The organism is Alcaligenes sp. GCM10023179, assembly GCF_042653705.1.
Classification (GTDB): Bacteria; Pseudomonadota; Gammaproteobacteria; order Burkholderiales; family Burkholderiaceae_B; genus Alcaligenes; species Alcaligenes phenolicus.
Genome location: NZ_JBHSIQ010000001.1, coordinates 1838476 through 1863013, shown reverse-complemented (window position 1 = coordinate 1863013; position 24538 = coordinate 1838476). Strand labels below are relative to the sequence as shown.

The following is a 24538-nucleotide window of genomic DNA, read 5'->3' as shown; positions in this document are numbered from 1 at the left end:
CATGTCTTTCCTGGCCCAGCTTCGCGACAGAATTGCTTGCCGCCGGGCTAGGGCCTACGAGCGCTTCAGGCAAGACCTGCATTGCGATCGCCTGCTCAAAAGCCTGTGCCAGATTTGCGACCAAGGTCTGCGTGAGCTTCTGGTCCGTTACCCCCTGCCCCGCCAAGCCAGCCTGGCGGCCTTGGGGGGGTATGGTCGCGGGGAGCTGTATCCGCATTCGGATGTGGACTTGCTGATCCTGTTGCAGCGCGAGCCCAATGCAGAGGATATAGACCGGATTCAGGCACTGGTCGCCGCCTTGTGGGATATAGGTCTGGCTCCCAGCCATAATGTGGCCACGCCCGCCCAATGCCTGGAACAAGCCAGCCAGGACATCACCACCGAAACCGCCTTGCTGGAAAGCCGCTGGCTGGCGGGTTCCCGATTGCTGCTACGCCATGCCCAACAGCAACTGCAAAGCCAGATGGACCCGCAGGCCTTCTTCCTGGCCAAACAGGCCGAACAGCAGCAGCGTCATGCGCATCTGCAAGACACCCCCTACTCCCTGGAACCCAATTGCAAAGAGTCTCCTGGCGCCTTGCGCGACCTGCAGGTGCTGCTCTGGATGGCACGGGCAGCCGGTTTGGGTCGCAGTTGGGTGGATGTCGCGCAATCCGAACTGCTGACGGAATCCGAGCTGAAAGCTCTGCAACGCGTGGAAGAAGCTTTCAAGCGTCTGCGCATTGAGCTTCATCTACTGACCGGCCGCGCCGAAGACAGACTGCTGTTTGACCTGCAACCACGTCTGGCTGACATTTACGGTTTTCAACCCACGGCCACCCGACGCGCCAGTGAACTGCTGATGCAGCGTTACTACTGGGCCGCCAAGATTGTCAGCCAGCTCAATCTGATCCTGATGCGCAGCATCGAGGAGCACCTGTTCCCGCAAACCGATCAGGAACCGCTGATTCTGGACAGCCACTTCCAGATTCATCATGGACAGCTGGAACTGCGTCAGCCTGATGGCTTCGAGCAAGACCCCTCTTTGATTTTTGTGGCCATGCTGCATTTGCAGCAACAGCCCAATCTGCGTGGTCTGAAAGCCGATACCTTGCGAGCCCTCTGGCACGCCCGCCGCCTGATCGATGCCAAGTTCCGGGCCGAGCCCCGGAATCGACGTCTGTTTCTGGAAATCCTGCAGCAGAACAAAGGCATCGTGCATACCTTGCGGCTGATGAATCTGCTGAATCTGCTGCCGCGCTATCTGCCAGTCTTTCGACGCGTCGTCGGACAAATGCAGCACGACCTGTTCCACGCTTACACCGTGGACGAGCACACGCTAAAGGTCATACGCAACCTACGCCGCTTCACCATGGCCGAGCACAGCGAAGAGCTGTCCATGGCCAATCAGCTGATGAGCGGTTTTGATCGCCACTGGCTGCTGTATATCGCCGCCCTCTTTCACGACATTGCCAAAGGACGTGGCGGCAATCACTCCGAGCTGGGTGCGCAGGACGCCTTGGCATTCTGTCAGGATCACGGCTTGATGCCGGTGGACGCAGAGCTGGTGGTGTTTTTGGTGCGCGAGCACCTGACCATGTCGCAAGTGGCTCAGAAACGCGATTTGAGCGACCCGAATGTCATTTTCCAGTTCCTGCAAACCGTAGGTACGGAACGCCGCCTGACTGCCCTGTACCTGCTGACTGTCGCCGACATTCGGGCCACCAGCCCAACGGTATGGAACTCCTGGAAAGGCAAGCTGCTGGAAGACCTGTACAAGCTGTCACTGGCAGCTTTAGGACGGCAGGCCAAGGATGGCGTGTCCGTACTGGATCAACGCAAGCGTGACGCCGCTGGCGAAATTCGTCTGGCTGGTCTACTGGATGAAGCCCGCGAGGACTTCTGGCAATGGCTGGACAAGCCCTATTTCCTGCGCCACGACGCCAGTGAAATCGCCTGGCATACCATCCAGCTCTACCACCAGTCCCACAGCCTGACACCCATCGTACGCATACGCCCTGCCGGCCAAACCGACGCCCTGCAGGTGCTGGTCTATACCCAGGACGCCAGCGGCCTGTTCTTACGTATCTGCCGCTACTTTGATAGCCAGGCCGTCAGCATTCAGGACGCTCGCATTTACACGACTCGCCACGGCTGGGCGCTGGACAGTTTCATCGTCATGCTGCCCGCCTACGACCACGCCCTGCGGCGCGACCCTTTGCTGATCGAAACCGAGTTATGCCAGGCACTCCAGCAAGACCTGCACCCTAGCGAGCCCCCGCACGACCACTACCGCGACATCCGCTCCCGCCGGGCTCGAGTCTTTCCCATTCAGCCCACCGTGGATCTGCGTCAGGAAGAGCAAGGGCAGGACTGGATTTTGACACTAAGTGCTACAGACCGGCGCGGTTTGTTGTACAGTCTCGCCCAAGTATTCGAGCACCACGACGTGCGACTGCGCTCGGCCAAAGTCATGACCCTGGGCGATCGCGTGGAAGACGTCTTCATCCTGAGCGGTGCCGCACTGGAACAGAACCGTAATCAATTGCGCCTGGAGCGCGATGTACGTTTAGCCCTCTCTCAACAAGCCACCCCGTCTTAATGGAACTCTCCTCCGTATTTGCTGATGTCAGCCGCAGCTTCCTGTTTGCATTGGCGACGCTATTGCCCATGCTGAACCCGCCTGCGGCCGCTCCCATCTTTCTGACCCTCACCGAAGGCGCCAGCGTGCCTGATCGCGCTCGCCTGGCCAAGAAAGTTGCCATCAATATTTTCATCATGCTGGCCATTGCCATGGTCGCGGGCAATATCGTGCTGAATTTCTTTGGCATTTCCCTGCCCATCATCCGAATTGGCGGGGGCCTGCTGGTGATTGCCACAGCCTGGCGCCTGATCAACGCCTCGGACTTTGACGCAGCCCATGCGCAGAACATGGCCGAGTCCTACTCCTGGGAACAGATCCGCTCCAAAGCCTTCTACCCCCTGACCTTCCCCATGCTCTGCGGCCCCGGCTCCTTGTCTGCGGCACTGACGGTAGGGGCGACCTTGCATGACAACTCGGTCACCGGCACCATGAGCAAGCTGGCTGGCGCGCTGCCTGCTATTGCTGCGGCCAGTTTTATCGTGTTTCTGGCCTTACGTTTTGCATCGCAATTCCTGTACAAACTGGGTAAAAATGGCACGGCTGTCGTGATGCGCCTGTCCGCCTTTATTCTCTTATGCCTGGGCGTGCAGATTACCTGGGCCGGTTTCCATGAACTTTTCCTGGGTTTGCTGCACGAAGCATCTACCTTTCATTCTTTAAGTTCCTCTTGATACCATGGCCGCATCCTCCCGCCAGTCCGCTGCACCCTACTATCTGATCGCCCTGCTCGCCTTTTCCGGCGTAGGCATTGCACTGCTTTCCCAGCATGTATTCAGCATCCCGCCTTGCGCCTGGTGCGTCCTGCAACGCCTGATTTTCATTGTGTTGGGCGTGTTCAGCCTGGTTGCTGGTGTGTTGCGCCAACTGGGGCATCAGCGCAGTTCTACCATTGCCAGCTTGCTGGGTCTGGCTACCTCAGTAGGTGGCATTCTGGCTGCCTGGTATCAGGTATCGGTCGCGCAGCACCTGTTCAGCTGCGACCAGACCTTTGCCGATCGCTTCATTACCCAGTCCGGCCTGGAAAGCGGCTTGCCTTGGCTATTTGGTATTTATGCCTCCTGCATGGATGCACGCCAACCTTTGCTGGGGATTGAATACGCTTACTGGAGCCTGGCGCTATTTGTGATCCTGGGCCTGGGTTTGTTGCTGACGCTGTTCAAGCGACGAGGGGCCTAAGCGCCTGGGCAGCCACTACAGCCATAAAGCCCTGCCTTCCAGCAGGGCTGTTTTGTTCCACCCTGCTCAATCAGGCATCAAACCCAAATCGGTATAAACAGCGTCACGCACCTGATCCGGAAATGCACCAAACAGGCCCTCTGGAGCGGTATTGGTCATGCTGACAATGATGAGGTCCTGCTGTCGATCAAACATCCACTTCTGCCCGAATGCACCGACCCATTGCAAGCTTCCAGCAGACATCGGCATGGTCCGCTCAGGCAGCTGTCGTGAAATGGCGGCCCCGTAGGTATAGCCCCAATTTGGCCACATGCATTTGGCAGAATATGGCACATGATCGGTAAACAGCGCTTCGCAATACGGCTTGGAAAGCAAACTCCCATTTCGCAAAGCCAGAAGTATGCGCATCAAATCTGCCCCGGACCCAAGCATGGATGCCCCCGCATAGATCGGCCTGGAGCGCTGTGACAGGCTCTGCTCATCAAACCGCAGCACGCCGATACCCAGATCCAACGCACCATCCACCCGCGTCAAGCAAGCCTCATGATTTCGATATGGCACGGCCATCTGAAAATCATCGCGCTTGTAAAAGGAACAATGTCTCAAGCCCAAGGGACGACTAATGCTGTCCTCCAGTAACTCCGACAAGCCCCGTCCCGAAGCAATTTGCAAAGCCTGCCCCACTACATCCACTCCCAAGGAGTAACGCCAGCCTGTACCCGGTGCAAAACGTAGTGGTACGGAGCAAATACGTCGAAAATTCTCTTGCCAGCTCAGTTCTGGATCATCCAGCCCATCACTGACCTGAGCCTGAGCGTAGGCACTCTCCTCACCATCAATAAAACGATAACTAAGCCCCGATGTGTGAGTCAGCAATTGATGAATGGAAATAGGCGGGCAAATAGAATTAAAACTGGGGCCGAAATGGGGAAGATAGCGCGTGATTCTATCTTTCAAAGAAAGCAGTCCCCGCTCAATCAAACGCAAGGCCAGCCAGGAACTGATTGTCTTGCTCAAGGACCCCAAACTGAAGACTGTATCTTCATGCATGGCTTGGGCCCGCTCCTTATTCGCCCAGCCACCACTAAAACGAAATATCAGTTCACCTTGGTAAGCGACCAGCACCACGGCACCCATCACCCGGTTTTGCTCCAGGGCCTGCTCCAGCAAATAATGCAAGGCCGGAAAGTCGATACCAGATTGAATACTGACAGGAATCTGCTCTGTGGGATCAGGATCAGTTAATACCTGATCAGATTCCATATCTTTGCTTGGGTTTTTCATCTTTGATTCCAGATAGAATGCGCACCAAGGCGCATGATTTATCGAAAGAAACAAAGAAAAATATAAGCTGATTATTAAATAATATGAAATTAATCCGTAGATTATAAAATCATCAAAAATTAAAAAATAATAGGTTTAATTTATATAAGAGACTGATAATTAAAGCCTGAAAATAAAATATCCAAAACCACCCAGCAATCATAAATTCAAAAAAAACCCGCTATAAAAGCGGGTTTTTCCAATCGGGCACAAGATCAAGCTATCAGTCCGTTACGTCAGGCACCTCACGGCCATTCTTGCGGCCTTCTGCCAACAGATTCAGATAAGCCTCGTCCACATCCCCTGTCACGTACTCGCCGCTAAAGCATGAGGACTCAAAGCCGGCAAAGCGTGGGTTCAAGTCACGCAGGGATTGTTCCAGATCGTGCAGGTCCTGATAAACCAGACCGTCCACACCAATTTCCTTGGCTACCTGATCTACATCGCGACCTGTTGCGATCAGCTCGGAAACCGTAGGCATGTCGATGCCGTACACGTTCGGAAAGCGGACCGGTGGTGCTGCCGAAGCAAAGAACACCTTGTTCGCACCCGCGGCACGGGCCATATCCACAATCTGGCGGCTCGTTGTGCCACGCACGATAGAGTCATCCACCAGCAGCACGTTCTTGCCACGGAACTCCATGGGAATAGCACTCAGTTTCTGACGCACCGACTTCTTGCGCACTTCCTGACCGGGCATGATAAAGGTGCGGCCCACGTAGCGGTTCTTGATGAAGCCTTCGCGGTAGTTCAGGTTCAAGTGTGCTGCCAACTGCATGGCCGAAGGACGGGCCGAGTCAGGGATAGGCATGACCACATCGATATCGGCCAGACGCAGGTTCTTGGCGACGTTCTCGGCCAAGTACTCACCCATTAGCAAACGGGCGTCGTAAACCGACACACCATCAACGGTGGAATCGGGGCGGGCGAAGTACACGTACTCAAAGACACAGGGATTCAGGCGCGGGTTCTCGGCGCACTGGCGGCTGCTGAGATTACCGTCCAGATCCACAATGATGGCCTCGCCGGGCTCAACGTCGCGGACCAGCTCGAAGCCGCAACCGGTCAAGGCAACGGACTCGGAAGCAATCATCCATTCTTCACCCTTGGGCGTCACATTACGACCCAGGCACAAAGGACGAATCCCGTTCGGATCACGGAAAGCTACCAGACCGAAATTGGCGATTTGCGAGACTACCGCATAAGCCCCACGCGCACGGCGGTGCACAGCAGCGACGGCTTCAAACACTTCGTCCTGAGTCAACTCAGGACCCGTGGCAGCGCGTTGCAGCTCGTGGGCATACACATTCAGCAGAACCTCGGAATCCGAGTTGGTGTTGATGTGGCGACGATCAATGGTGAACAGTTCTTCACGCAGCTCACGCCAATTGGTCAGATTGCCGTTGTGCACAAAGCTCAGACCAAAGGGGGCGTTGACGTAAAACGGCTGCGCCTCCTCCACGCTCTGGCTGGAGCCTGCCGTGGGGTAACGCACGTGGCCAATACCGCTATTGCCCGGCAAGGAGCGCATGTTGCGGGTACGGAATACGTCCCGCACCAGGCCAAATGCCTTGTGCATGCTGAAGAACTGGTCGTGCCAGGTCGCCAGCCCCGCAGCATCCTGCCCGCGGTGCTGCAGCAAGAGCAAACTGTCATAGATCAACTGATTTACAGGGCTGCGCGCAACAACCCCTACAACTCCACACATGATTGGTTCCCGTTAGTGTGTTCTCAATAAGGCAGCCATTCTGCCAGAGACGGCGGCAGCATGGCCTTAATCGACTGCACCGCGCGGATCGCAGGCTCGGCCAGCTTGGCCTGCTCCCACCACGGTTCCTTAGGTAAATCGGTATGCCCGGCCAGGATGACCAGAATCAGCACCAGCAGCACCCCGCGAGCCAGTCCGAACAGGCCGCCCAAGCCGTGATCGGCGGGCGTCAAACCCGTTTGCTCGATCAAGCTGGCTAACAGCATGTTCAACAGGCCCACCAGTAGCAAGACCATAAAAAAAACGGCTCCGTAGGCCAAAGCCGTACGTAATAAGCCGTTTTCTACCCAGACTTGTATCCAGCCTGATGTGCGTGGCCCCCACCAGATTGCGGCCATGAAGGCCAGCAAATAGGCGCTGAGCGAAAGAACTTCCTTGATCAATCCGCGTATCAGGCCCAAAAGGCCTGACACACCCACAATTCCAAGGACGATATAGTCGAAGCTGCTCACTTAGCCGAGATAAAACTGTTCTCGTAACCGAGCGAGCGCAAGCGGGCCTGGGCTGCCTGAGCCGCTTCACGGGTGGGGAATGGGCCCACACGCAAACGATAGGTTGGCTTGCCACCACTTTGTGCCGTCTCTACATAGGCATTGGTCACACCGGCCGATACCAGCTGATCACGACGCGACTGGGCATCGTTCTGGTTGGAATAGGCGACAATCTGCAAAATGAAGTTGCCTTGTTGCGTAGCCGGTTTAGCGGCAGCAGCAGGGGCTGGTTTACTCGGGACACGGCCTTCCAGCAGGGCCAGCGCGTAGGAGCCGTCATCGGTACGGCCATTTTGTGCAGGCGCTGGGCTTGGCTTGGGTTTTTCGACTGGCTTGGGCTTCTCAACCGGCTTGGGCGTCTCTGGACGTGTGGTCACAGGCGGCGGCGCAGCGGGAGTGCTAGGTGTCGTGACAGGAGCAGGATCGGTTTCCAGACCGGGATTGACCACGGCCAGACCACCGTCGGTACTGGTGGAAGGATCAGTGACCAGCGGCTCGTCAGGTTGTTCGATGACAGGAGCAGGCGTGCCTTCTTGCACCACCAGCTCGCCAGGACGAGTCTGCACTGTGCCCTGCCCCGTTGTCTGACCGATGGGACCCAGGGCCAAAGACTGCTCGGGCTCAGGTGGGGTCTTGTCGGCGGTCAGCATGGGCACCAGCACGACGACGGCCAGAACCAGAGCCAGCGCACCGATCAGACGGCGGCGAGCCCGTCCACGCAGTTCCGATAATTGTGAATCGCTGGAAGCACTGCCGCGGCGACCCGACGATGAGGAAGTATCGTTACGTGAAAATAAACCCATGAGCCCTAGACCTATGAAATAAGCAGTCTTACTGATATTCAGGAAGATGAACGGTCGTTTGCGGCTTCAAGTATTGGTCCTACTGTCGCAAACGAGCCAAACACGACAATTCTATCATTGTCACTGGCCTCTTTTAACGCCGCCTCGTAAGCGAGCTGAGGACTGTTGTAACTGGATACGACCGCTGACGCTTTACTGACCGAAGCGCGGGCAACCGGCCGAACACCTGGGCGATGCGAGCCGGATTCGGCCTCGGGTGCCAACACATCATCAGGCGTCTGACCACTGGCCAGAACCGCGCGTACATGATTGGCCAATTCTTCACCCGACATGCTGCGTGGACCTTCCAGACTGGCACACATCCAGTGGTCGATACGGGTAGCCATGCGGGCGATCACGCCGTCCACATCCTTGTCCTTGTACATACCCACGACGGCAATCGTCTTGGGGTAAGGCGGCATATTGTCCAGGTTCTGCGCCAAGGCAGCCGCCGCATGGGGGTTGTGGGCCACGTCAAAAATCACACAAGGCTGGCCAGGTTGAATCTGGAAGCGGCCCGGCATGTGAGCACGCAGCAAGCCGGCACGTACAGCTTGCGCAGGCACAGCCAAACGTGGGTGCAGCGACTCCAGCGCAGCTAATGCCGCAGAAGCATTCAGCAGCTGATTCGCTCCACGCAAGGCCGGGTAAGCCAGGGCAGCGCGGCGCTGATTGCGGCCACCGTAAGCCCATTGCTGACGGTCGCCGGAATAGTTGAAATCTTTGCCAAACAGCCACAATTGGGCACCAATTTCCTGGGCGTAATCCAGCATGGTCTGTGGCGGCACGGGATCGGCACAGATCGCAGGACGATCGGCACGGAAAATATGGGCTTTCTCCCAGGCCACCTGTTCACGGGTATTGCCCAGGTACTCAGCATGGTCGATATCAATGCTGGTAATGATGGAACAGTCCGCATCAATGATGTTGACGGCATCGAGGCGACCACCCAGGCCCACTTCCAGCACCGCGACATCAACACGCTGCTCCTGGAACAGCAACAAGGCTGCCAGCGTGGAAAATTCAAAATAAGTCAGCGTCAGATCGCCACGAGCTTCGTTGATACGGGCAAATTGCGCCGTGATCTGCGCATCTTCGGCCATCTCGCCATTCAAGCGAATGCGTTCGTTATAGCGCACCAGATGCGGAGAGGCGTACACGCCTACCTTGTACGCGGCGGCCAGCAAAATCGCTTCCAGCATGGCGCAGGTCGAGCCTTTGCCGTTGGTGCCCCCCACCGTAATGACGACAGAATCCAGTTTGATGTTCAGACGTTGGGCAACCTCGCGAATCCGGCCCAGGCCCAGATCAATGGCCGAAGGATGCAAAGTTTCCAGATAGGACAGCCAGTCACTCAGCGAGGAGTCGGCTTTCAGAACAGGATGAGTCATGGACAACACCAATTACAAAATAAAAACGGCAGGCGCTGATGATAGCACCTGCCGTGATCCAATACGCCTTAACTATCAGGCGAATACTGGTATTACTTGCGACGCGTTGGAGGCAAGTCCGTGCACGTCCCTTCTGCGACGGCAGCAGCCTTGCTGACCGACTCGCACAAGGTGGGGTGCGGATGGATGGATTTAGCCAGATCGACCGGGTCCACACCCATTTCGATAGCCAGAACCAGCTCACCAATCAGCTCGCCCGCATTGGTACCGACGATACCGCCACCCACGATACGGTGGGTTTCAGCATCGAACAGAACCTTGGTAAAGCCTTCATCACGGTTGTTCGCAATCGCGCGACCAGATGCAGCCCAGGGGAACACGCCCTTCTCGACCTTGATGCCGTCTTTCTTGGCCTGATCTTCTGTCAGACCCACCCAGGCGATTTCCGGATCGGTGTAAGCCACCGAAGGAATCACGCGAGCGTCAAAGAAGGATTTTTCACCGGCGATGACTTCAGCAGCCACGTGCGCTTCGTGCTCAGCCTTATGTGCCAGCATGGGCTGACCCACGATGTCGCCAATCGCATAGATGTGCGGCACGTTGGTGCGCTGTTGCTTGTCAACCGGGATGAAGCCACGATCTGTCACCTGCACACCGGCCTTCTCGGCACCGATCTTCTTGCCATTGGGCGAACGGCCCACGGCTTGCAGAACCAGGTCGTAACGCTGCGGCTCGGCCGGAGCATTCTTGCCTTCGAAAGTCACCCAGATGCCATCTTCGCGCGCTTCGGCGGCCACAGTGCTGGTTTCCAGCATCATGTGATCAAAGCGGTGCTTGTTCATCTTCTCCCACACCTTGACCACGTCGCGGTCTGCTCCTGGCATCAAGCCAGTTTGCATTTCCACCACGTCCAGGCGTGCACCCAGAGCCGAGTACACCGTACCCATTTCCAGACCGATGATGCCACCACCCACGATCAGCATGCGCTTGGGCACAGACTTCAGTTCCAGCGCGCCGGTGGAGTCCACCACGCGTGGATCGTCAGGCAGGAACGGCAGTTTTACCGACTGGCTACCGGCCGCAATAATGGCCGAGCCGAACTTGATCACTTTCTTGGTGCCGTCGTTGGCGGTCACTTCGATGTGGTTGGGGTCCAGGAACTGGCCGTTACCGACCACAACCTGCACCTTGCGGCCCTTGGCCATACCGGCCAGGCCACCGGTCAACTTGCCGATCACCTTGTTCTTGTAATCGCGCAGCGCGTCGATATCGATTTGCGCTTCACCGAACTTGATGCCGTGTGTTGCCAGGGACTTGGCTTCCTCGTAGACCGCTACGGTATGCAGCAAGGCCTTGGAAGGAATACAACCCACGTTCAAACACACGCCACCCAAGGTGCTGTAGCGCTCGACCAGAGCCACTTTCAGGCCCAGGTCAGCCGCACGGAAGGCCGCGTTGTAACCGCCTGGGCCCGCGCCCAGAACGACCACATCCACGGAATCATCCGCGCCGCCCTGATGGCTGGCCGCCTGCGGAGCAGGTGCCGCAGCCGGAGCGGCAGCGGCCGGAGCCGCCGCTGCTTTAGGCGCTTCTTCTTGTTTAGCGGGTGCTGCAGCGGGAGCGGCTTGGCTCTCCGACGCTTCAATCTTGGCAATGGCCGAACCCTGGGAGACTTTGTCACCCACTTTGACCAGCAACTCCTTGATCACCCCTGCCTGAGCGGCAGGGATTTCCATGGAGGCCTTGTCGGACTCCACGGTGATCAGGCTTTGCTCGACCTCGACCGTATCGCCGACTTGCACCAGCACTTCGATGACATCTACTTCACCGGAGTCGCCGATATCCGGGACCGTCAGATCAATCAGACTCATGACAACTCCTTACAGTGCGATGCGACGGAAGTCGGCCAGCATCGTTGCCAGGAAGGCATTGAAACGGGCGGCGGCGGCACCATCGATAACGCGGTGGTCGTAGGACAGGGACAGAGGCAGCATCAGACGTGGCTCGAATTCCTTGCCATTCCAGACTGGCTGCATGGAGGAACGCGACAGACCCAGAATGGCCACTTCTGGCGCATTGATAATGGGTGTGAAGTCCGTACCGCCAATACCGCCCAGCGAGGAAATGGTGAAGCAACCGCCTTGCATCTGAGCGGCGCTCAGCTTGCCATCACGGGCAGCCGCAGCCAGTTCGCCCGTTTCGCGAGCGATGTCCAGAATGCCTTTCTTGTCGGCATCACGGATAACCGGCACAACCAGACCGTTAGGCGTGTCAGCTGCAAAACCAATGTGGTAGTACTGCTTGAGCACCAGATTGTCGCCGTCCAGCGAAGCGTTGAACTCGGGGAATTTCTTCAGGGCAGCCACGGCAGCCTTGATGACGAAAGCCAGCATGGTGACGCGAGCGCCGGACTTCTTGTATTCCTCGTTCAGCTCTTTACGCAGGGCTTCCAGAGAGGTGATGTCAGCCACATCGTTATTGGTGACATGAGGAATCATGACCCAGTTGCGATGCAGGTTGGCACCGGAAATCTTCTTGATGCGCGACAGGGCCTGAGTTTCGACTGGGCCAAACTTGGCAAAATCGACCTTGGGCCAGGCCAACACATCCAGACCACCCACTTGAGCAGCGGTACCGGCAGCAATAACCGGAGCAGCGCCGCCCGCCATGACCTGCTTCACAAAGCCACGCACGTCGTCAGCCGTAATACGGCCTTTATCGCCCGAGCCATGAACCTTGGTCAGATCCACACCCAGCTCGCGAGCGAACTTGCGTACGCTAGGCGAAGCATGCGGCAGATTGCGCAAGGAGCCTTCGGTTTCCGCAAAAGCGGCAGTGGGCGAAACACGCTCTGGAGCCGGCGCACCAGCACCGACCACCACCGAGGAGCTGGCAGCAGGAGCGGCCGCTGCTGCAGGAGCAGGTTCGGCTTTAGGGGCGGGAGCGGCCTCGGCCTTGGCGGGTGCAGGGGCTGCAGCAGCTCCTTGCACTGTCAGTTCCAGAATGTCGCTACCCTGGCTGACCTTGTCACCCAGTTTCACTTTGATGGCCGTCACCACACCGGCGTGGGAGGACGGCACTTCCATGGAAGCCTTGTCCGACTCCACGGTGATCAGGCTTTGATCCACTTCAATGGTGTCACCCACTTGCACCATGATTTCGATAACGTCCACATCGCGGGCGTCGCCAATATCAGGCACTTGGACGGTAACTTGCTGTTCACCACCGTCCGGGGCTGCCGCGGCGGCGGCAGGAGCCGCTGCGGGCGCAGCTTCAGCTTTAAGAGCGGGAGCAGCTTCGGCCTTGGCAGGCTCAGCGGCAGGCGCGGCCTGCGCGCCTTCGGCGGCTTCCAGTTCCAGAACCAGACTGCCTTCCTTAACCTTGTCGCCCAGCTTGACCTTGATCGACTTGACCACGCCAGCATCGGACGAGGGGATTTCCATGGAGGCCTTGTCGGACTCCACAGTAATCAGACTTTGCTCGACCTCAATGGTCTCGCCTTCCTTGACCAGGATTTCGATCACTTCGACAGCGTCGTCAGCACCGATATCCGGGATTTTGACTTGAATGATATTGCTCATGGTTCAGTCCCTTATGCGTGCTGCGGGTTGGCCTTGGAAGGATTGATGCCGTATTTGGCAATCGCCTCGGACGCTTTGCTGAACGGAATCTTGCCGTCTTCAGCCAGCGCGCGCAGAGCAGCCAGCACCACGAAGTGACGATCAACCTCAAAGTGCTCGCGCAGCTTGAAGCGGTAGTCGGAGCGACCAAAACCATCGGTGCCCAGCACTTTGAAGGTGCGATCCTTAGGCACGAACGGACGAATCTGGTCACCAAAGGCCTTGACGTAGTCGGTGGAGACCACGATAGGACCGTCCGTTTTAGCCAGTTGAGTCGTCACGTAAGGCACGGGCAGATCCTTTCCTTCAGGATTCAACAGCGCTGCACGTTCGCAATCCAGACCATCACGACGCAGTTCGGTAAAGCTGGTCACGCTCCAAACGTCGGAGCCAATGCCCCAGTCTTTTTCCAGCAGTTCTTGTGCTGCGATCACTTCGCGCAAAATCGTGCCCGAACCCATCAGCTGAACGCGCAGCTTGCTGTCCTTGGCCACGGACTTGAACTTGTACATACCGCGCAGGATGCCGTCTTCGTCGCCTTCGACCAGACCGGGCTGAGCGTAGTTCTCGTTCATCAGGGTGACGTAGTAGTACACGTCTTCCTGGTCCTGAACCATGCGCTTCAAACCATGCTGCATGATGACAGCCACTTCGTGAGCGAAGGTGGGGTCGTAGGATACGCAGTTAGGAATCAGCGAGGACTGAATATGGCTGTGGCCATCTTCGTGCTGCAAACCTTCACCGTTCAAGGTGGTGCGACCGGCAGTGCCGCCCAGCACGAAACCGCGTGCCTTCATGTCACCCGCTGCCCAGGCCAGATCGCCAAAGCGCTGGAAGCCGAACATGGAGTAGTAAATGAAGAACGGAATCATGATGCGGTTGCTGTTGGAGTACGACGTGGCCGCCGCAATCCAGGAGCTGAAAGCACCCTGTTCGTTAATACCTTCCTGCAACAACTGACCATTGGCCGTTTCGCGGTAGTACATGACCTGGTCTTTATCGACCGGGGTGTACTTCTGGCCTTCCGGTGCGTAAATACCGATCTGACGGAACAGACCTTCCATACCAAAGGTACGGGATTCGTCAGCCAGGATAGGTACGGCACGAGGACCGACTTGCTTGTCGCGCAGCAAGGTGTTGAAAAAGCGCACAAACGCTTGCGTCGTGGAAATCTCACGGCCTTCAGCAGTGGCTTCCAGCATGGGCTTGAATGCGTCCAGAGTCGGCACGGTCAGCTGTTCATCGGCCTTGGTGCGACGCTTGGGCAAGTAGCCGCCCAATGCCTGACGGCGGGCGTGCAGGTATTGCATTTCCGGAGAGTCATCAGCTGGCTTGAAGTAAGGCAGCTCTTCCAGTTTGTCATCAGGAACCGGGATGTTGAAACGGTCGCGGAATTCGCGCACGGCGTCCAGATCCAGGCTCTTTTGTTGGTGCGATGGGTTCTTGGCCTGGCCCACGTGGCCCATGCCGTAGCCCTTGATGGTCTTGGCCAGAATAACGGTAGGCTGACCTTCGTGCTTGGTGGCAGCGTCAAACGCAGCGTACACCTTGTGAGGATCGTGACCGCCACGGTTCAGACGCCAGATGTCCTCGTCGCTCATGCGGCTGACCATTTCCAGCAGCTTGGGGTGCTTGCCAAAGAAGTGCTCGCGAACGTAGGCACCGTCGTTGGCCTTGTAGGCCTGGTATTCGCCGTCCACGGTTTCTTCCATGACCTTGCGCAGGATGCCTTCCTTGTCACGGGCCAGCAATGGATCCCAGTAACCGCCCCAGATCAGTTTCAGCACGTTCCAGCCTGCACCACGGAAGGTACCTTCCAGTTCCTGGATGATTTTGCCGTTACCGCGCACAGGACCGTCCAGACGCTGCAAGTTACAGTTCACGATGAAAATCAGGTTGTCCAGTTTTTCACGTGCAGCCAGACCGATGGCGCCCAGGGATTCGGGTTCGTCCATCTCGCCGTCCCCCAGGAATACCCAGACTTTACGGCCGCTGGTATCAGCAATGCCACGGGCATGCAGGTACTTCAGGAAACGAGCCTGGTAGATCGCCATCAATGGGCCCAGACCCATGGATACGGTGGGGAACTGCCAGAATTCGGGCATCAACTTGGGATGCGGGTAGGATGGCAGGCCTTTGCCATCAACTTCCTGACGGAAGTTATTCAGTTGATCTTCGGAGATACGGCCTTCCATGAAGGCGCGGGCGTAAATACCGGGCGAGGAGTGACCTTGGAAAAACACCATGTCGCCGCCGTGATCTTCGGTTTCAGCGTGCCAGAAGTGGTTCTGACCGCAGCCAATCATGGTGGCCAGCGAAGCAAAGGAGGCAATGTGACCGCCCAGACCACCGCCATCAGGAGGGGTTTCGCGGTTGGCGCGCACCACCATGGCCATGGCGTTCCAGCGAATGTAGGAACGGATACGCTCTTCGAGCATCAGATTGCCAGGGTGGGCAGGTTCCAGACCGGGAGGAATCGTGTTCTCGTAAGCCGTGTTGGGCGAGAACGGGATGTGAGCACCGGAGCGACGGGCCAGATCGATCAGCTTTTCGATCAGATCATGAGCACGGGCCGGGCCTTCACGGTCCACCACCGCTTCCAGGGCGTCAAGCCACTCTTTTGTTTCTAGGGCTTGGTCTTGACTGACCTGAGCCGAACTATTGTCTTGGGTTGAGGACATATAGTGTCTCCATATATGTGGTAGTAGTCCGGTCTTGCTCGACGCTGAGCCGCCCATCTAATAAGAAATAAAGCGATCCTGACCGAAGCGGGTTTTGCGGACTGTGAGCGTTCAAGGCGGGGTACGCCTGCACCAAACCATTCTAGGAAAGAACACAGAAACGCTCAAGCAAAATTTCATTTTATGGTATGTGTTTTCATAATACGAAATATCACTAAAAAAAATAGCCCTACATTACAATCCAGCCATACTTCTTTTCTTGCTGTTATGGCTACTCATCCCAAAAAGTCTCTGATCCCTTCAACCTTCTATGATCAGGCCAAGCAGAATCGGCGTGGATTCTATTGGCTGACACCGGTTGTCGTGCTGTTTCTCTACCTGTGTGTCATGGGGGTATTCCTGTGGCTGCAGCGTTTGCAAAACGATAGCGTCATGTTTGTGACCATCGACCAGGAAACGCGCCAGCAACGCCTGATGATGGTAATTCTGGCCCTGTCCCTGGTGATTGTGGTCAGTTTGCTGGCCCTGTGGCGCTATACCCGCTTCCGGACCCATGCCGAGGCAGCCCAGACCGCCGAGACGGGTTTCCGGCGTGCCATGGAAAACTCCATGTCCACGGGGATGCGCGTGTTTGACATGCAGGGCCGCATTGCTTATGTGAACCCGGCTTTTTGCAGAATGATTGGCTGGAATGAGGCCGATCTGGTCGGTCGCACCGCCCCTTTCCCTTACTGGTTACCCGGTCGTCATCAACAGCACCAGGAAACCCTGGATCTTTTGCTGTCCGGCCGCACGCCCAGCAGTGGTCTGGAAGTGGAGGCTCAGCGCCGCGATGGCTCACGCTTTACAGCCCGTATGTATGTCTCGCCCCTGCGTGCCCCCAATGGAGAGCAGATCGGCTGGATGACTTCCATGACGGACATTACCGAACCCAAGCGTATTCGCGAAGCCCTGACCGCCGCGCATGAACGCTTCATGACGGTGCTGGAAGGTCTGGATGATGCCATTTCCGTGGTGGCCGATACATCGGACGGTCTAGAACTGCTGTTTGCCAACCGCACCTATCGTCGCTTCTTTGGCGCCCAATCCAATGGTCACGCTGAATTGCTGGGTGGCCGCCTGGGTCGCTTTACGGATGAAACCGTAGAGATTTACTCCGAATCGGCGGCCCGCTGGTTTGAAGTCCATCACCGCATGCTGGCCTGGACGGATGGCCGTCGTGTGCGTCTGCAAGTGGCGCGCGATATTACCGACCGCCGCAAGCACGAAGAAGCCTCGCGCATTCAGCAGGAAAAGGTGCAGTTGACCAGCCGCCTGACCACCATGGGCGAAATGGCTTCCTCGCTGGCGCACGAATTGAACCAGCCGCTGACGGCCATCAATAACTACAGCATGGGCGCAGTTGCCATGCTGAAATCTGGTCGCTACCAGCCTGAAACCCTGCTGGCCGCGCTGGAAAAAGCGGCCCAGCAAGCCGAGCGCGCGGGCAAGATCATCAGCCGCATTCGTGAATTTGTGAAGCGTAGCGAACCGCGCCGCGTCCGCGTCAAGGTCATGCGTATTGTGGAAAATGCCGTCGGCTTTGCCGAAATCGACGCCCGCAAGCGCCAGATCGAAATTGAATTGAGCATTCCTGATCCGGTTCCTGACGTCATTGCCGACCCCATTCTCATAGAACAGGTATTATTGAATCTGCTCAAAAATGGGATCGAAGCCATGGAACACAGCGAGCATCATGTGCTTCAATTGGTGATTACCCAACAAGAATCGCTTTTGGAGATGGCCGTCATCGATCGCGGTCATGGCTTGAAAGACCCCGAGCGCCTCTTTGAACCGTTTTACAGTACCAAGTCCGAAGGCCTTGGGATGGGCCTGAATATCTGCCGCACAATTATTGAATCGCATCACGGCCGCCTGTGGGCTGTCGGCAATCCAGAGGGTGGAACGATTTTCCGTTTCAGTCTACCTTGTGCGGCACCGGATGTAACGGACACCCTTGATAACAAACTGGAGATACCCGAATGACCAGCCCGCAAATGCCATGCACCATTTACGTAGTCGATGACGACGAAGCCGTACGGGACTCCTTGCGCTGGCTCCTGGAAGCTAACGGCTATCGGGTCCGCTGCTTTGCATCGGGCGAAGAGTTTCTGGGCGCCTACGACCCGGCCCAGGTGGCCGTCCTGATTGTGGACGTGCGCATGCCCGGCATGAGCGGCCTGGAGTTGCAGGAAGCCCTGATCGCTCGCAAGTCGAACATCCCGATTGTGTTCATTACCGGCCACGGTGACGTGCCCATGGCTGTGAGCACCATGAAGAAAGGCGCTATCGACTTTCTGGAAAAACCCTTTAACGAAGCCGATCTGCGCACCATTGTCAGCCGCATGATCGAACAGGCTACGGCTCGTGCCTCGCAAGCGCAGGCGCAAAAAGATCAACAAGAAGTCCTGGGCCGCCTGACAGCGCGCGAACAGCAAGTGCTGGAACGCATTGTTGCCGGTCGCCTGAACAAGCAGATTGCTGGGGACTTGAACATCAGCATTAAAACTGTCGAAGCGCATCGCGCCAATATCATGGAAAAACTGGAAGTCACTACGGTTGCCGACCTCATGAAAATCGCCCTCACCAAGTCCGAGGATGCGTAAATGAGTGCTCGCATTATTGATGGAAAAAAGCTGTCCACCGCCATCAAGGCGGACGTTGCAGAACGCGTTGCCAAGCTGAAACAAACCCACGGCATTCAAGCCGGTTTGACCGTGGTGCTGGTCGGTGAAGATCCGGCCTCCCAGGTTTATGTACGCAACAAGGGCCTGGCATGCGAAGCCGCCGGCCTGAAGTCCGAAATCATCCGCCTGCCGGCTGACACCACCGAAACCAAGCTGCTGGCCCTGATCACCCGCTTGAATCAGGACAACTCGGTGCACGGCATTCTGGTTCAGTTGCCCCTGCCCGCCCATCTGGACGAGCACAAGGTGATTGAAACCATTGCACCGCACAAGGACGTGGATGGTTTCCACGTCAGCAATGCCGGCATGCTCATGACGGGCAAGCCGCTATTTGCACCTTGCACGCCCTACGGCGTCATGAAAATGCTGGAATCCGAAAGCGTGGCACTGCGCGGTGCAGAAGCCGTAGTCGTGGGCGCCAGCAATATCGTGGGCAAACCCATGGCCATGCTCTTGCTGGCTGCGGGCGCTACCGTCACCCTCTGTAACTCCAAAACGCGCGATCTGGCCGCCCAGACACGCCGTGCCGATGTGCTGGTCGCTGCCGTAGGCCGCCCTGGCATCATTACCGGCGATATGGTCAAGCCCGGTGCCGTCGTGATCGACGTGGGTATCAACCGCGGTGCAGACGGCAAGCTGTGCGGCGACGTGGACTTTGCCAGTGCCAGCGAAGTGGCCTCGGCCATTACGCCCGTACCCGGCGGTGTCGGCCCCATGACCATTGCCATGCTGCTGGTCAACACCTTGGAAGCGGCCGAACGTTCGGCCAACATCAGTCTTTAATTTAATCAACGGTTTATGACGACAAATCCCTTACTGGTTCCTATCGACAGCCTTATTGACTATCCCGCCATCCAGCCCGAGCACATCGAGCAGGCGGTGGACCAACTGCTGGCCTTGGCCCGCCAAGCCGTAGACACAGTCTCCAACGACGATAGCGAACCCAGTTGGGACAACATCGTCGAGCCCATCACCGACGCCACCGAAACCTTGTATCGCGCCTGGTCGGTGGCCGGTCACCTGAACTCGGTCATCAATACGCCCGAACTGCGCACGGTGTACAACCAATGCCTGCCGCGCATGAGCGAGTTCTCAACCTGGGTGGGCTTGAACCGTCCTTTGTTCCTGCGTTATCAGGCGCTGGCCGACAGCCCGGCCTTTGCCACCCTGACGCCCCAGCGCCAACGCATCATTACCCTGGCCCTGCGCGATTTCCGCCTGAGCGGCGTGCAACTGGAAGGTCAGGCGCGTGAAGACTACGCCCGTATTTCCGAAGAGCTGGCGCAAACCTCGCAGCAGTTCTCCGAGCATGTACTGGATGCGATTGATCAGTGGCATTACCTGGTCACCGACCAGGCCGAACTGGACGGCATCCCGGACGACGTGCTGGCCGCCGCCCAACGCGCTGCTCAGGAAAACGATCAGCAAGGCTGGCGTCTGACATTGAAAATGCCTTGCTACCTGCCTGTCATGCAATACGCACGCAACCAGACCTTGCGTGAGTTGATGTACCGAGCCTACACCACCATTGCCTCCGATCAAGGCGATGCCCAGTTTGATAACTCCCAGGCCATTGAAACGCTGCTGGACCTGCGTGCCCAGGAAGCCAGCCTGCTCGGTTTTGCCAGCTACGCCCATATGCGTCTGGAAACCCGCATGGCTGACACCCCGGAACAGGTGATGAGCTTCTTGCGCGATCTGGCTGCCAAGGCTCGCCCTTACGCCCGCCAGGACCTGGACGAGCTGCAAGCCTTCGCCAAAAAGGAGCTGGGCCTGGACACCCTGCAAGCCTGGGATGTGCCGTTCAGCGCTGAACGCCTGCGTGAACAGCGCTACGCCTACTCGGAAGACGAGGTCAAACAGTACTTCACGGAACCCGCCGTTCTGAACGGCCTGTTCAAAGTCATCCAGCGCCTGTTTGACGTGACACTGCGCGCCGCTGACGTGCCTGCCTGGCATCCTGCCGTACGCCCCTTTGAAGTCATGGCTTCCGACGGCAAAGTTCTGGGCTATCTGTACATGGACCTGCACGCCCGCCAAGGCAAGCAAGGCGGTGCCTGGGTGGACAGCGAACGCAGCCGTCGCCGTCTGGGTGAAGAACTGTGCCTGCCTATTGCCTACCTGGTATGCAACTTTGCCGAACCCCAGCCCGGTCGCCCCGCCCTGCTCACGCATGACGATGTGATCACCCTGTTCCACGAGTCCGGCCACGCCCTGCACACTCTGCTCTCGCGTGTGGATGATCCAGCCGCCTCGGCCTTCTCCGCCGTGGAATGGGACGCCATCGAATTGCCTTCGCAGTTCATGGAAAATTTCTGCTGGGAATGGCCTGTGGTGCAAATGCTGACGGCCCACGTGGAAACCGGCGAGCACCTGCCCCGTGCGCTCTACAACAAGCTCAATCTGGCCCGCAACTTCCAAAGCGGCATGCAAATGGTGCGCCAGCTGGAGTTTTCCCTGTTTGACATGCTGATCCACTCGCGTGACAGCGGCCTGAGCATTGAAGCCGTCATGGAGATTCTGGATCAGGTTCGCCAGGAAGTCGCCGTGCTGTTCCCCCCTGAGTGGCACCGTTTCCCGCATCAGTTCTCGCACTTGTTTGCGGGTGGCTACGGCGCGGGTTACTACAGCTACAAATGGGCTGAAGTCCTTTCCGCCGACGCCTACTCGGCCTTTGAGGAAAAAGCCTATACCCACTCGGATGGGGCACGTGATACCCTCGACAGCAATACGGGCCATCGCTTCTGGCGCGAGATTCTGTCCGTAGGGGGCGAACGCCCGGCTGCCGACTCCTTCCGTGCATTCCGTGGCCGCGATCCTTCCATTACCGCCCTGCTCCGTCACAGCGGGCTCACTCCAGAGCCTGCTTAAACTCAGAGGACGTCCATGACACCCAGCCCAGTAAAGTCCATTCTTGTCTTGTTAAAACAGTTTGGCCTGACACTGGCGCTGGGCTTGTTCCTGCTAGGCAGCGCTGCCGCTGCCAATCTGCATCCCGTACGTGGCTTTCTGCCCGATCTGCGTTTTTCCCTGCAAGCCGCTGGCCCCAAAACCGTCACCCAGGATGACTTCAAGGATAAAGTCGTCATGATGTTTTTTGGCTATGCCAGTTGTCCGGATATTTGCCCTACCACCTTGGCCCAGCTGGGCCTGGTCATGGAAGAGCTGGGGAACGATGCCGAGCAGGTGCGCATCATCTTTGTCAGTGTGGACCCCCACCGCGATACGCCCGACTCCCTGGCCCGTTATGTGGCGGCCTTTGATGGCAAGCACACCACAGGGCTGACAGGCTCTGAAAAGCAGATTGCCGATCTGGCCCGTCGTTACCGGGTAGCCTTCCAGATTGAAAAGCCCGATCCCAAAGCGCCCGAGAACTACGAGGTCTCGCACAGCCGTGGCGTATATATCTTCGATCAGCAAGGCCGAGCGCGGTATCTGGCACCGGACACCGAGTCGGTGCAGGTTCTGGCGGATGGAGTACGCAGTCTGCTGAACTAAGCGGGCTTGGGCCTGAATCAAACCTCAGATCAGACTGGCCAACAGCGCCCTCAGAACAACAACAACAACAACAACAACAACAACAACAACAACAACAACAACAACAACAACAACAACAACAACAACAGGCAAAGCATCGGGGCGGGTGTTCCCGTGCCTGGTTAGACACAGGAATACCCGCCCCCTTTAGTATCAGCCTCCGTGTCGTGCGCTCTGACGTTCAGCCACCAGATCCTGCACCATGGACTTGGGCACTTCCGCGTAGCGTTTGAACTCCATGGAGTACGTTGCACGGCCCTGGGACATGGAACGCAGCGTAGTGGCATAGCCAAACATCTCGGACAAAGGCACTTCCGCCTTGATCAGCTTGCCCGCCCCCACCATGTCATCCATACCTTGCACCATGCCCCGACGGCTGGACAGATCGCCCATCACATTGCCGGCATAGTCTTCAGGCGTTTCCACTTCCACCGCCATCATGGGCTCCAGGATCACGGGTGATGCCTGTTTGGCCGCTTCCTTGAAACCAAAGATCGCCGCCATCTTGAAGGCTTGCTCGGACGAGTCCACGTCGTGGTAAGAACCAAAGGTCAGTGTCACTTTCACATCCACCACGGGATAGCCCGCCAACACACCGCTGTTCAGGGCCTCCAGCACACCTTTTTCCACTGCCGGAATGTACTCACGCGGAACCACCCCGCCCTTGATGGCGTCGACAAACTCAAAGCCCTTGCCCGCCTCTTGCGGCTCCAGGGTGAAGACCACATGGCCATACTGTCCTTTACCGCCAGACTGACGAACAAACTTGCCTTCAATATCACGCACGGTCTTGCTGATGGTTTCGCGATAGGCCACTTGCGGTTTGCCCACATTCGCTTCCACGCCGAACTCGCGCTTCATGCGATCCACAATGATCTCCAGATGCAGCTCGCCCATACCGCCAATAATCGTCTGGCCCGACTCCTCGTCCGTGCTGACACGGAAGGACGGATCTTCAGAAGCCAGGCGCGAGAGCGCAATCCCCATCTTTTCCTGATCGGATTTGGTCTTGGGCTCCACAGCCTGACGAATCACCGGCTCGGGAAACTCCATGCGCTCCAGGGTGATAATGGCCGAAGGATCACACAAGGTTTCCCCTGTGCTGACCTCTTTCAGACCAACGCAAGCGGCAATATCACCCGCATGCAGCTCATCGACCTCATGCCTGTCATTGGCATGCATCTGCACAATCCGGCCAATACGCTCTTTCTTGCCACGGCCGGGAATATAGACGCTATCGCCCTTGGCCAGCACACCGGAATACACTCGCACAAAGGTTAACTGGCCGACATACGGGTCCGTCATCAGCTTGAAGGCCAATGCCGAGAACTTCTCATTGTCGTCAGATTGGCGAGTGACGATTTCGCCAGCCTCGTCCACGCCTTGCACTGCAGGCACATCTACGGGAGAAGGCAGCAGCTCCACCACCGCATCCAGCATGCGTTGCACACCCTTGTTCTTGAAGGCCGAGCCACACAGCATGGGCTGAATCTCCCCAGCAATAGTGCGCAAGCGCAGGCCCAACGTAATCTGGGCCACGCTCAGATCACCCGTTTCCAGGTACTGATTCATCAGCTCTTCATTGGCTTCGGCCGCCGCTTCCAGCATGCGCTCGCGCCATTGCCTGGCCGTAGCGAGCAAATCCGCAGGGATGTCCTCAAAACTGAACTTCATGCCCTGAGAGGCCTCGTCCCACACAATCGCTTTCATCAAACGCAGGTCGATCACGCCCTTGAAGCCATCTTCAGCCCCCATGGGAATCACCACAGGCACGGGATTGGCCTTGAGGCGGTCCACCATCATCTGACGTACGCGAAAGAAATCCGCCCCGACGCGGTCCATCTTGTTGACGAAGGCCAGGCGCGGAACCTTGTACTTGTTGGCCTGACGCCAAACCGTTTCAGATTGCGGCTGTACCCCACCGACCGCGTCATACACCATGACCGCGCCGTCCAGCACGCGCATGGAGCGTTCAACCTCGATGGTGAAATCCACGTGGCCGGGGGTGTCGATGATATTGATGCGGTGCTCGGGCAGCGAGCCATCCATGCCTCGCCAAAAGCAGGTGGTGGCCGCCGAGGTAATGGTGATACCACGCTCCTGCTCCTGGCTCATCCAGTCCATAGTGGCCGCCCCGTCATGCACTTCCCCCAGCTTGTGACTGACGCCGGTGTAGAAAAGAATGCGCTCGGTCGTGGTGGTTTTGCCAGCGTCAATATGCGCCGAGATACCAATGTTCCGATAGCGAGTGATGGGTGTATGGCGAGCCATGATGATTGTCCTTGGAGTCGTCCTGCCTTGCAGTGCAAGGCACCTGGGCTCCTGTTGTTTCAGTGGTTGATAACAATCAGATAGTACGC

The 24538-nt window shown here is 57.5% G+C and carries 17 protein-coding genes; 8 read left to right on the top strand and 9 right to left on the bottom strand.

Annotation, left to right across the window (positions count from 1 at the left end; translation table 11 throughout):
• The first annotated feature begins 1 nt into the window (after position 1).
• Genes ACFPDR_RS08400 through ACFPDR_RS08390 form a run of 3 tightly spaced genes read left to right on the top strand, consistent with a single transcriptional unit; the run spans position 2 to position 3799 of the window.
• Positions 2-2581 carry a [protein-PII] uridylyltransferase gene (locus tag ACFPDR_RS08400; RefSeq protein ID WP_268378430.1) on the top strand — a complete coding sequence of 860 codons (2580 nt, stop codon included), beginning with the start codon at positions 2-4 and terminating at the stop codon, positions 2579-2581.
• The gene (locus ACFPDR_RS08395; protein WP_035271732.1) at positions 2581-3294 is read left to right on the top strand and encodes a MarC family protein; all 714 of its coding nucleotides are present in this window, start codon (positions 2581-2583) and stop codon (positions 3292-3294) included. Before ACFPDR_RS08400 ends, ACFPDR_RS08395 begins: the two co-directional genes overlap by 1 nt.
• 4 nt (positions 3295-3298) lie before the next feature.
• On the top strand, positions 3299-3799 hold the full coding sequence (locus ACFPDR_RS08390; RefSeq protein WP_052159392.1) for a disulfide bond formation protein B: 501 nt from the start codon (positions 3299-3301) through the stop codon (positions 3797-3799).
• Positions 3800-3865: 66 nt separating this feature from the next.
• On the opposite strand, the gene ACFPDR_RS08385 is transcribed toward ACFPDR_RS08390, so the two are convergent.
• The 8 genes from ACFPDR_RS08385 to aceE all read right to left on the bottom strand — a co-directional run bounded on the left by ACFPDR_RS08385 (position 3866) and on the right by aceE (position 15915).
• Complete coding sequence (locus ACFPDR_RS08385; protein ID WP_321216445.1) at positions 3866-5083, bottom strand: serine hydrolase domain-containing protein; 1218 nt, start codon at positions 5081-5083, stop codon at positions 3866-3868.
• A 262-nt stretch (positions 5084-5345) separates the two neighbouring features.
• Positions 5346-6830, bottom strand: coding sequence for an amidophosphoribosyltransferase (gene purF / locus ACFPDR_RS08380; RefSeq protein ID WP_009457026.1), 1485 nt, complete (start codon positions 6828-6830; stop codon positions 5346-5348).
• A gap of 23 nt (positions 6831-6853) precedes the next feature.
• Positions 6854-7342, bottom strand: a complete 489-nt coding sequence (locus ACFPDR_RS08375) for a CvpA family protein (RefSeq protein WP_009457028.1) — start codon at positions 7340-7342, stop codon at positions 6854-6856.
• The gene (locus ACFPDR_RS08370; protein WP_035271734.1) at positions 7339-8184 is read right to left on the bottom strand and encodes an SPOR domain-containing protein; all 846 of its coding nucleotides are present in this window, start codon (positions 8182-8184) and stop codon (positions 7339-7341) included. Before ACFPDR_RS08370 ends, ACFPDR_RS08375 begins: the two co-directional genes overlap by 4 nt.
• 38 nt (positions 8185-8222) lie before the next feature.
• Positions 8223-9614: a bifunctional tetrahydrofolate synthase/dihydrofolate synthase gene (gene folC, locus ACFPDR_RS08365; RefSeq protein ID WP_088450091.1), complete on the bottom strand. Its 1392-nt coding sequence runs from the start codon at positions 9612-9614 to the stop codon at positions 8223-8225.
• Between the two features lie 92 nt (positions 9615-9706).
• The gene (lpdA, locus tag ACFPDR_RS08360) at positions 9707-11485 is read right to left on the bottom strand and encodes a dihydrolipoyl dehydrogenase (RefSeq protein ID WP_009457034.1); all 1779 of its coding nucleotides are present in this window, start codon (positions 11483-11485) and stop codon (positions 9707-9709) included.
• A 9-nt stretch (positions 11486-11494) separates the two neighbouring features.
• Positions 11495-13195: a dihydrolipoyllysine-residue acetyltransferase gene (gene aceF / locus ACFPDR_RS08355; RefSeq protein WP_268378432.1), complete on the bottom strand. Its 1701-nt coding sequence runs from the start codon at positions 13193-13195 to the stop codon at positions 11495-11497.
• Positions 13196-13206: 11 nt separating this feature from the next.
• Positions 13207-15915: a pyruvate dehydrogenase (acetyl-transferring), homodimeric type gene (gene aceE / locus ACFPDR_RS08350; protein WP_060185117.1), complete on the bottom strand. Its 2709-nt coding sequence runs from the start codon at positions 15913-15915 to the stop codon at positions 13207-13209.
• 267 nt (positions 15916-16182) lie between these two features.
• On the opposite strand from aceE, the gene ACFPDR_RS08345 reads away from it, so the two are divergent.
• The 5 genes from ACFPDR_RS08345 to ACFPDR_RS08325 are packed head-to-tail and all read left to right on the top strand — an operon-like array spanning position 16183 to position 22139.
• Positions 16183-17940 carry a PAS domain-containing sensor histidine kinase gene (locus tag ACFPDR_RS08345; protein ID WP_035271741.1) on the top strand — a complete coding sequence of 586 codons (1758 nt, stop codon included), beginning with the start codon at positions 16183-16185 and terminating at the stop codon, positions 17938-17940.
• Positions 17937-18560 carry a response regulator transcription factor gene (locus ACFPDR_RS08340; RefSeq protein WP_042480818.1) on the top strand — a complete coding sequence of 208 codons (624 nt, stop codon included), beginning with the start codon at positions 17937-17939 and terminating at the stop codon, positions 18558-18560. The genes ACFPDR_RS08345 and ACFPDR_RS08340 overlap by 4 nt, the downstream gene beginning before the upstream one ends.
• Positions 18561-19424, top strand: a complete 864-nt coding sequence (folD, locus tag ACFPDR_RS08335) for a bifunctional methylenetetrahydrofolate dehydrogenase/methenyltetrahydrofolate cyclohydrolase FolD (protein WP_137430319.1) — start codon at positions 18561-18563, stop codon at positions 19422-19424.
• A gap of 15 nt (positions 19425-19439) precedes the next feature.
• On the top strand, positions 19440-21512 hold the full coding sequence (locus ACFPDR_RS08330; RefSeq protein ID WP_035271744.1) for a M3 family metallopeptidase: 2073 nt from the start codon (positions 19440-19442) through the stop codon (positions 21510-21512).
• A 15-nt stretch (positions 21513-21527) separates the two neighbouring features.
• Positions 21528-22139: an SCO family protein gene (locus ACFPDR_RS08325; RefSeq protein WP_239054290.1), complete on the top strand. Its 612-nt coding sequence runs from the start codon at positions 21528-21530 to the stop codon at positions 22137-22139.
• Between the two features lie 192 nt (positions 22140-22331).
• Here the strand turns inward: ACFPDR_RS08325 and fusA are convergent, their stop codons facing one another.
• Positions 22332-24449, bottom strand: a complete 2118-nt coding sequence (fusA, locus tag ACFPDR_RS08320; protein WP_060185120.1) for an elongation factor G — start codon at positions 24447-24449, stop codon at positions 22332-22334.
• Positions 24450-24538: the final 89 nt, after the last annotated feature.

Excerpts from the sequence above, each read along its gene's own strand:
- ACFPDR_RS08385 (WP_321216445.1), bottom strand. The coding sequence starts at position 5,083 with ATGAAAAACCCAAGCAAAGATATGGAATCTGATCAGGTATTAACTGAT.
- purF (WP_009457026.1), bottom strand. The coding sequence starts at position 6,830 with ATGTGTGGAGTTGTAGGGGTTGTTGCGCGCAGCCCTGTAAATCAGTTG.
- aceF (WP_268378432.1), bottom strand. The coding sequence starts at position 13,195 with ATGAGCAATATCATTCAAGTCAAAATCCCGGATATCGGTGCTGACGAC.
- ACFPDR_RS08400 (WP_268378430.1), top strand. The coding sequence starts at position 2 with ATGTCTTTCCTGGCCCAGCTTCGCGACAGAATTGCTTGCCGCCGGGCT.
- ACFPDR_RS08395 (WP_035271732.1), top strand. The coding sequence starts at position 2,581 with ATGGAACTCTCCTCCGTATTTGCTGATGTCAGCCGCAGCTTCCTGTTT.
- lpdA (WP_009457034.1), bottom strand. The coding sequence starts at position 11,485 with ATGAGTCTGATTGATCTGACGGTCCCGGATATCGGCGACTCCGGTGAA.
- ACFPDR_RS08370 (WP_035271734.1), bottom strand. The coding sequence starts at position 8,184 with ATGGGTTTATTTTCACGTAACGATACTTCCTCATCGTCGGGTCGCCGC.
- aceE (WP_060185117.1), bottom strand. The coding sequence starts at position 15,915 with ATGTCCTCAACCCAAGACAATAGTTCGGCTCAGGTCAGTCAAGACCAA.
- ACFPDR_RS08340 (WP_042480818.1), top strand. The coding sequence starts at position 17,937 with ATGACCAGCCCGCAAATGCCATGCACCATTTACGTAGTCGATGACGAC.
- ACFPDR_RS08325 (WP_239054290.1), top strand. The coding sequence starts at position 21,528 with ATGACACCCAGCCCAGTAAAGTCCATTCTTGTCTTGTTAAAACAGTTT.
- folD (WP_137430319.1), top strand. The coding sequence starts at position 18,561 with ATGAGTGCTCGCATTATTGATGGAAAAAAGCTGTCCACCGCCATCAAG.
- ACFPDR_RS08390 (WP_052159392.1), top strand. The coding sequence starts at position 3,299 with ATGGCCGCATCCTCCCGCCAGTCCGCTGCACCCTACTATCTGATCGCC.
- fusA (WP_060185120.1), bottom strand. The coding sequence starts at position 24,449 with ATGGCTCGCCATACACCCATCACTCGCTATCGGAACATTGGTATCTCG.
- ACFPDR_RS08345 (WP_035271741.1), top strand. The coding sequence starts at position 16,183 with ATGGCTACTCATCCCAAAAAGTCTCTGATCCCTTCAACCTTCTATGAT.
- folC (WP_088450091.1), bottom strand. The coding sequence starts at position 9,614 with ATGACTCATCCTGTTCTGAAAGCCGACTCCTCGCTGAGTGACTGGCTG.
- ACFPDR_RS08330 (WP_035271744.1), top strand. The coding sequence starts at position 19,440 with ATGACGACAAATCCCTTACTGGTTCCTATCGACAGCCTTATTGACTAT.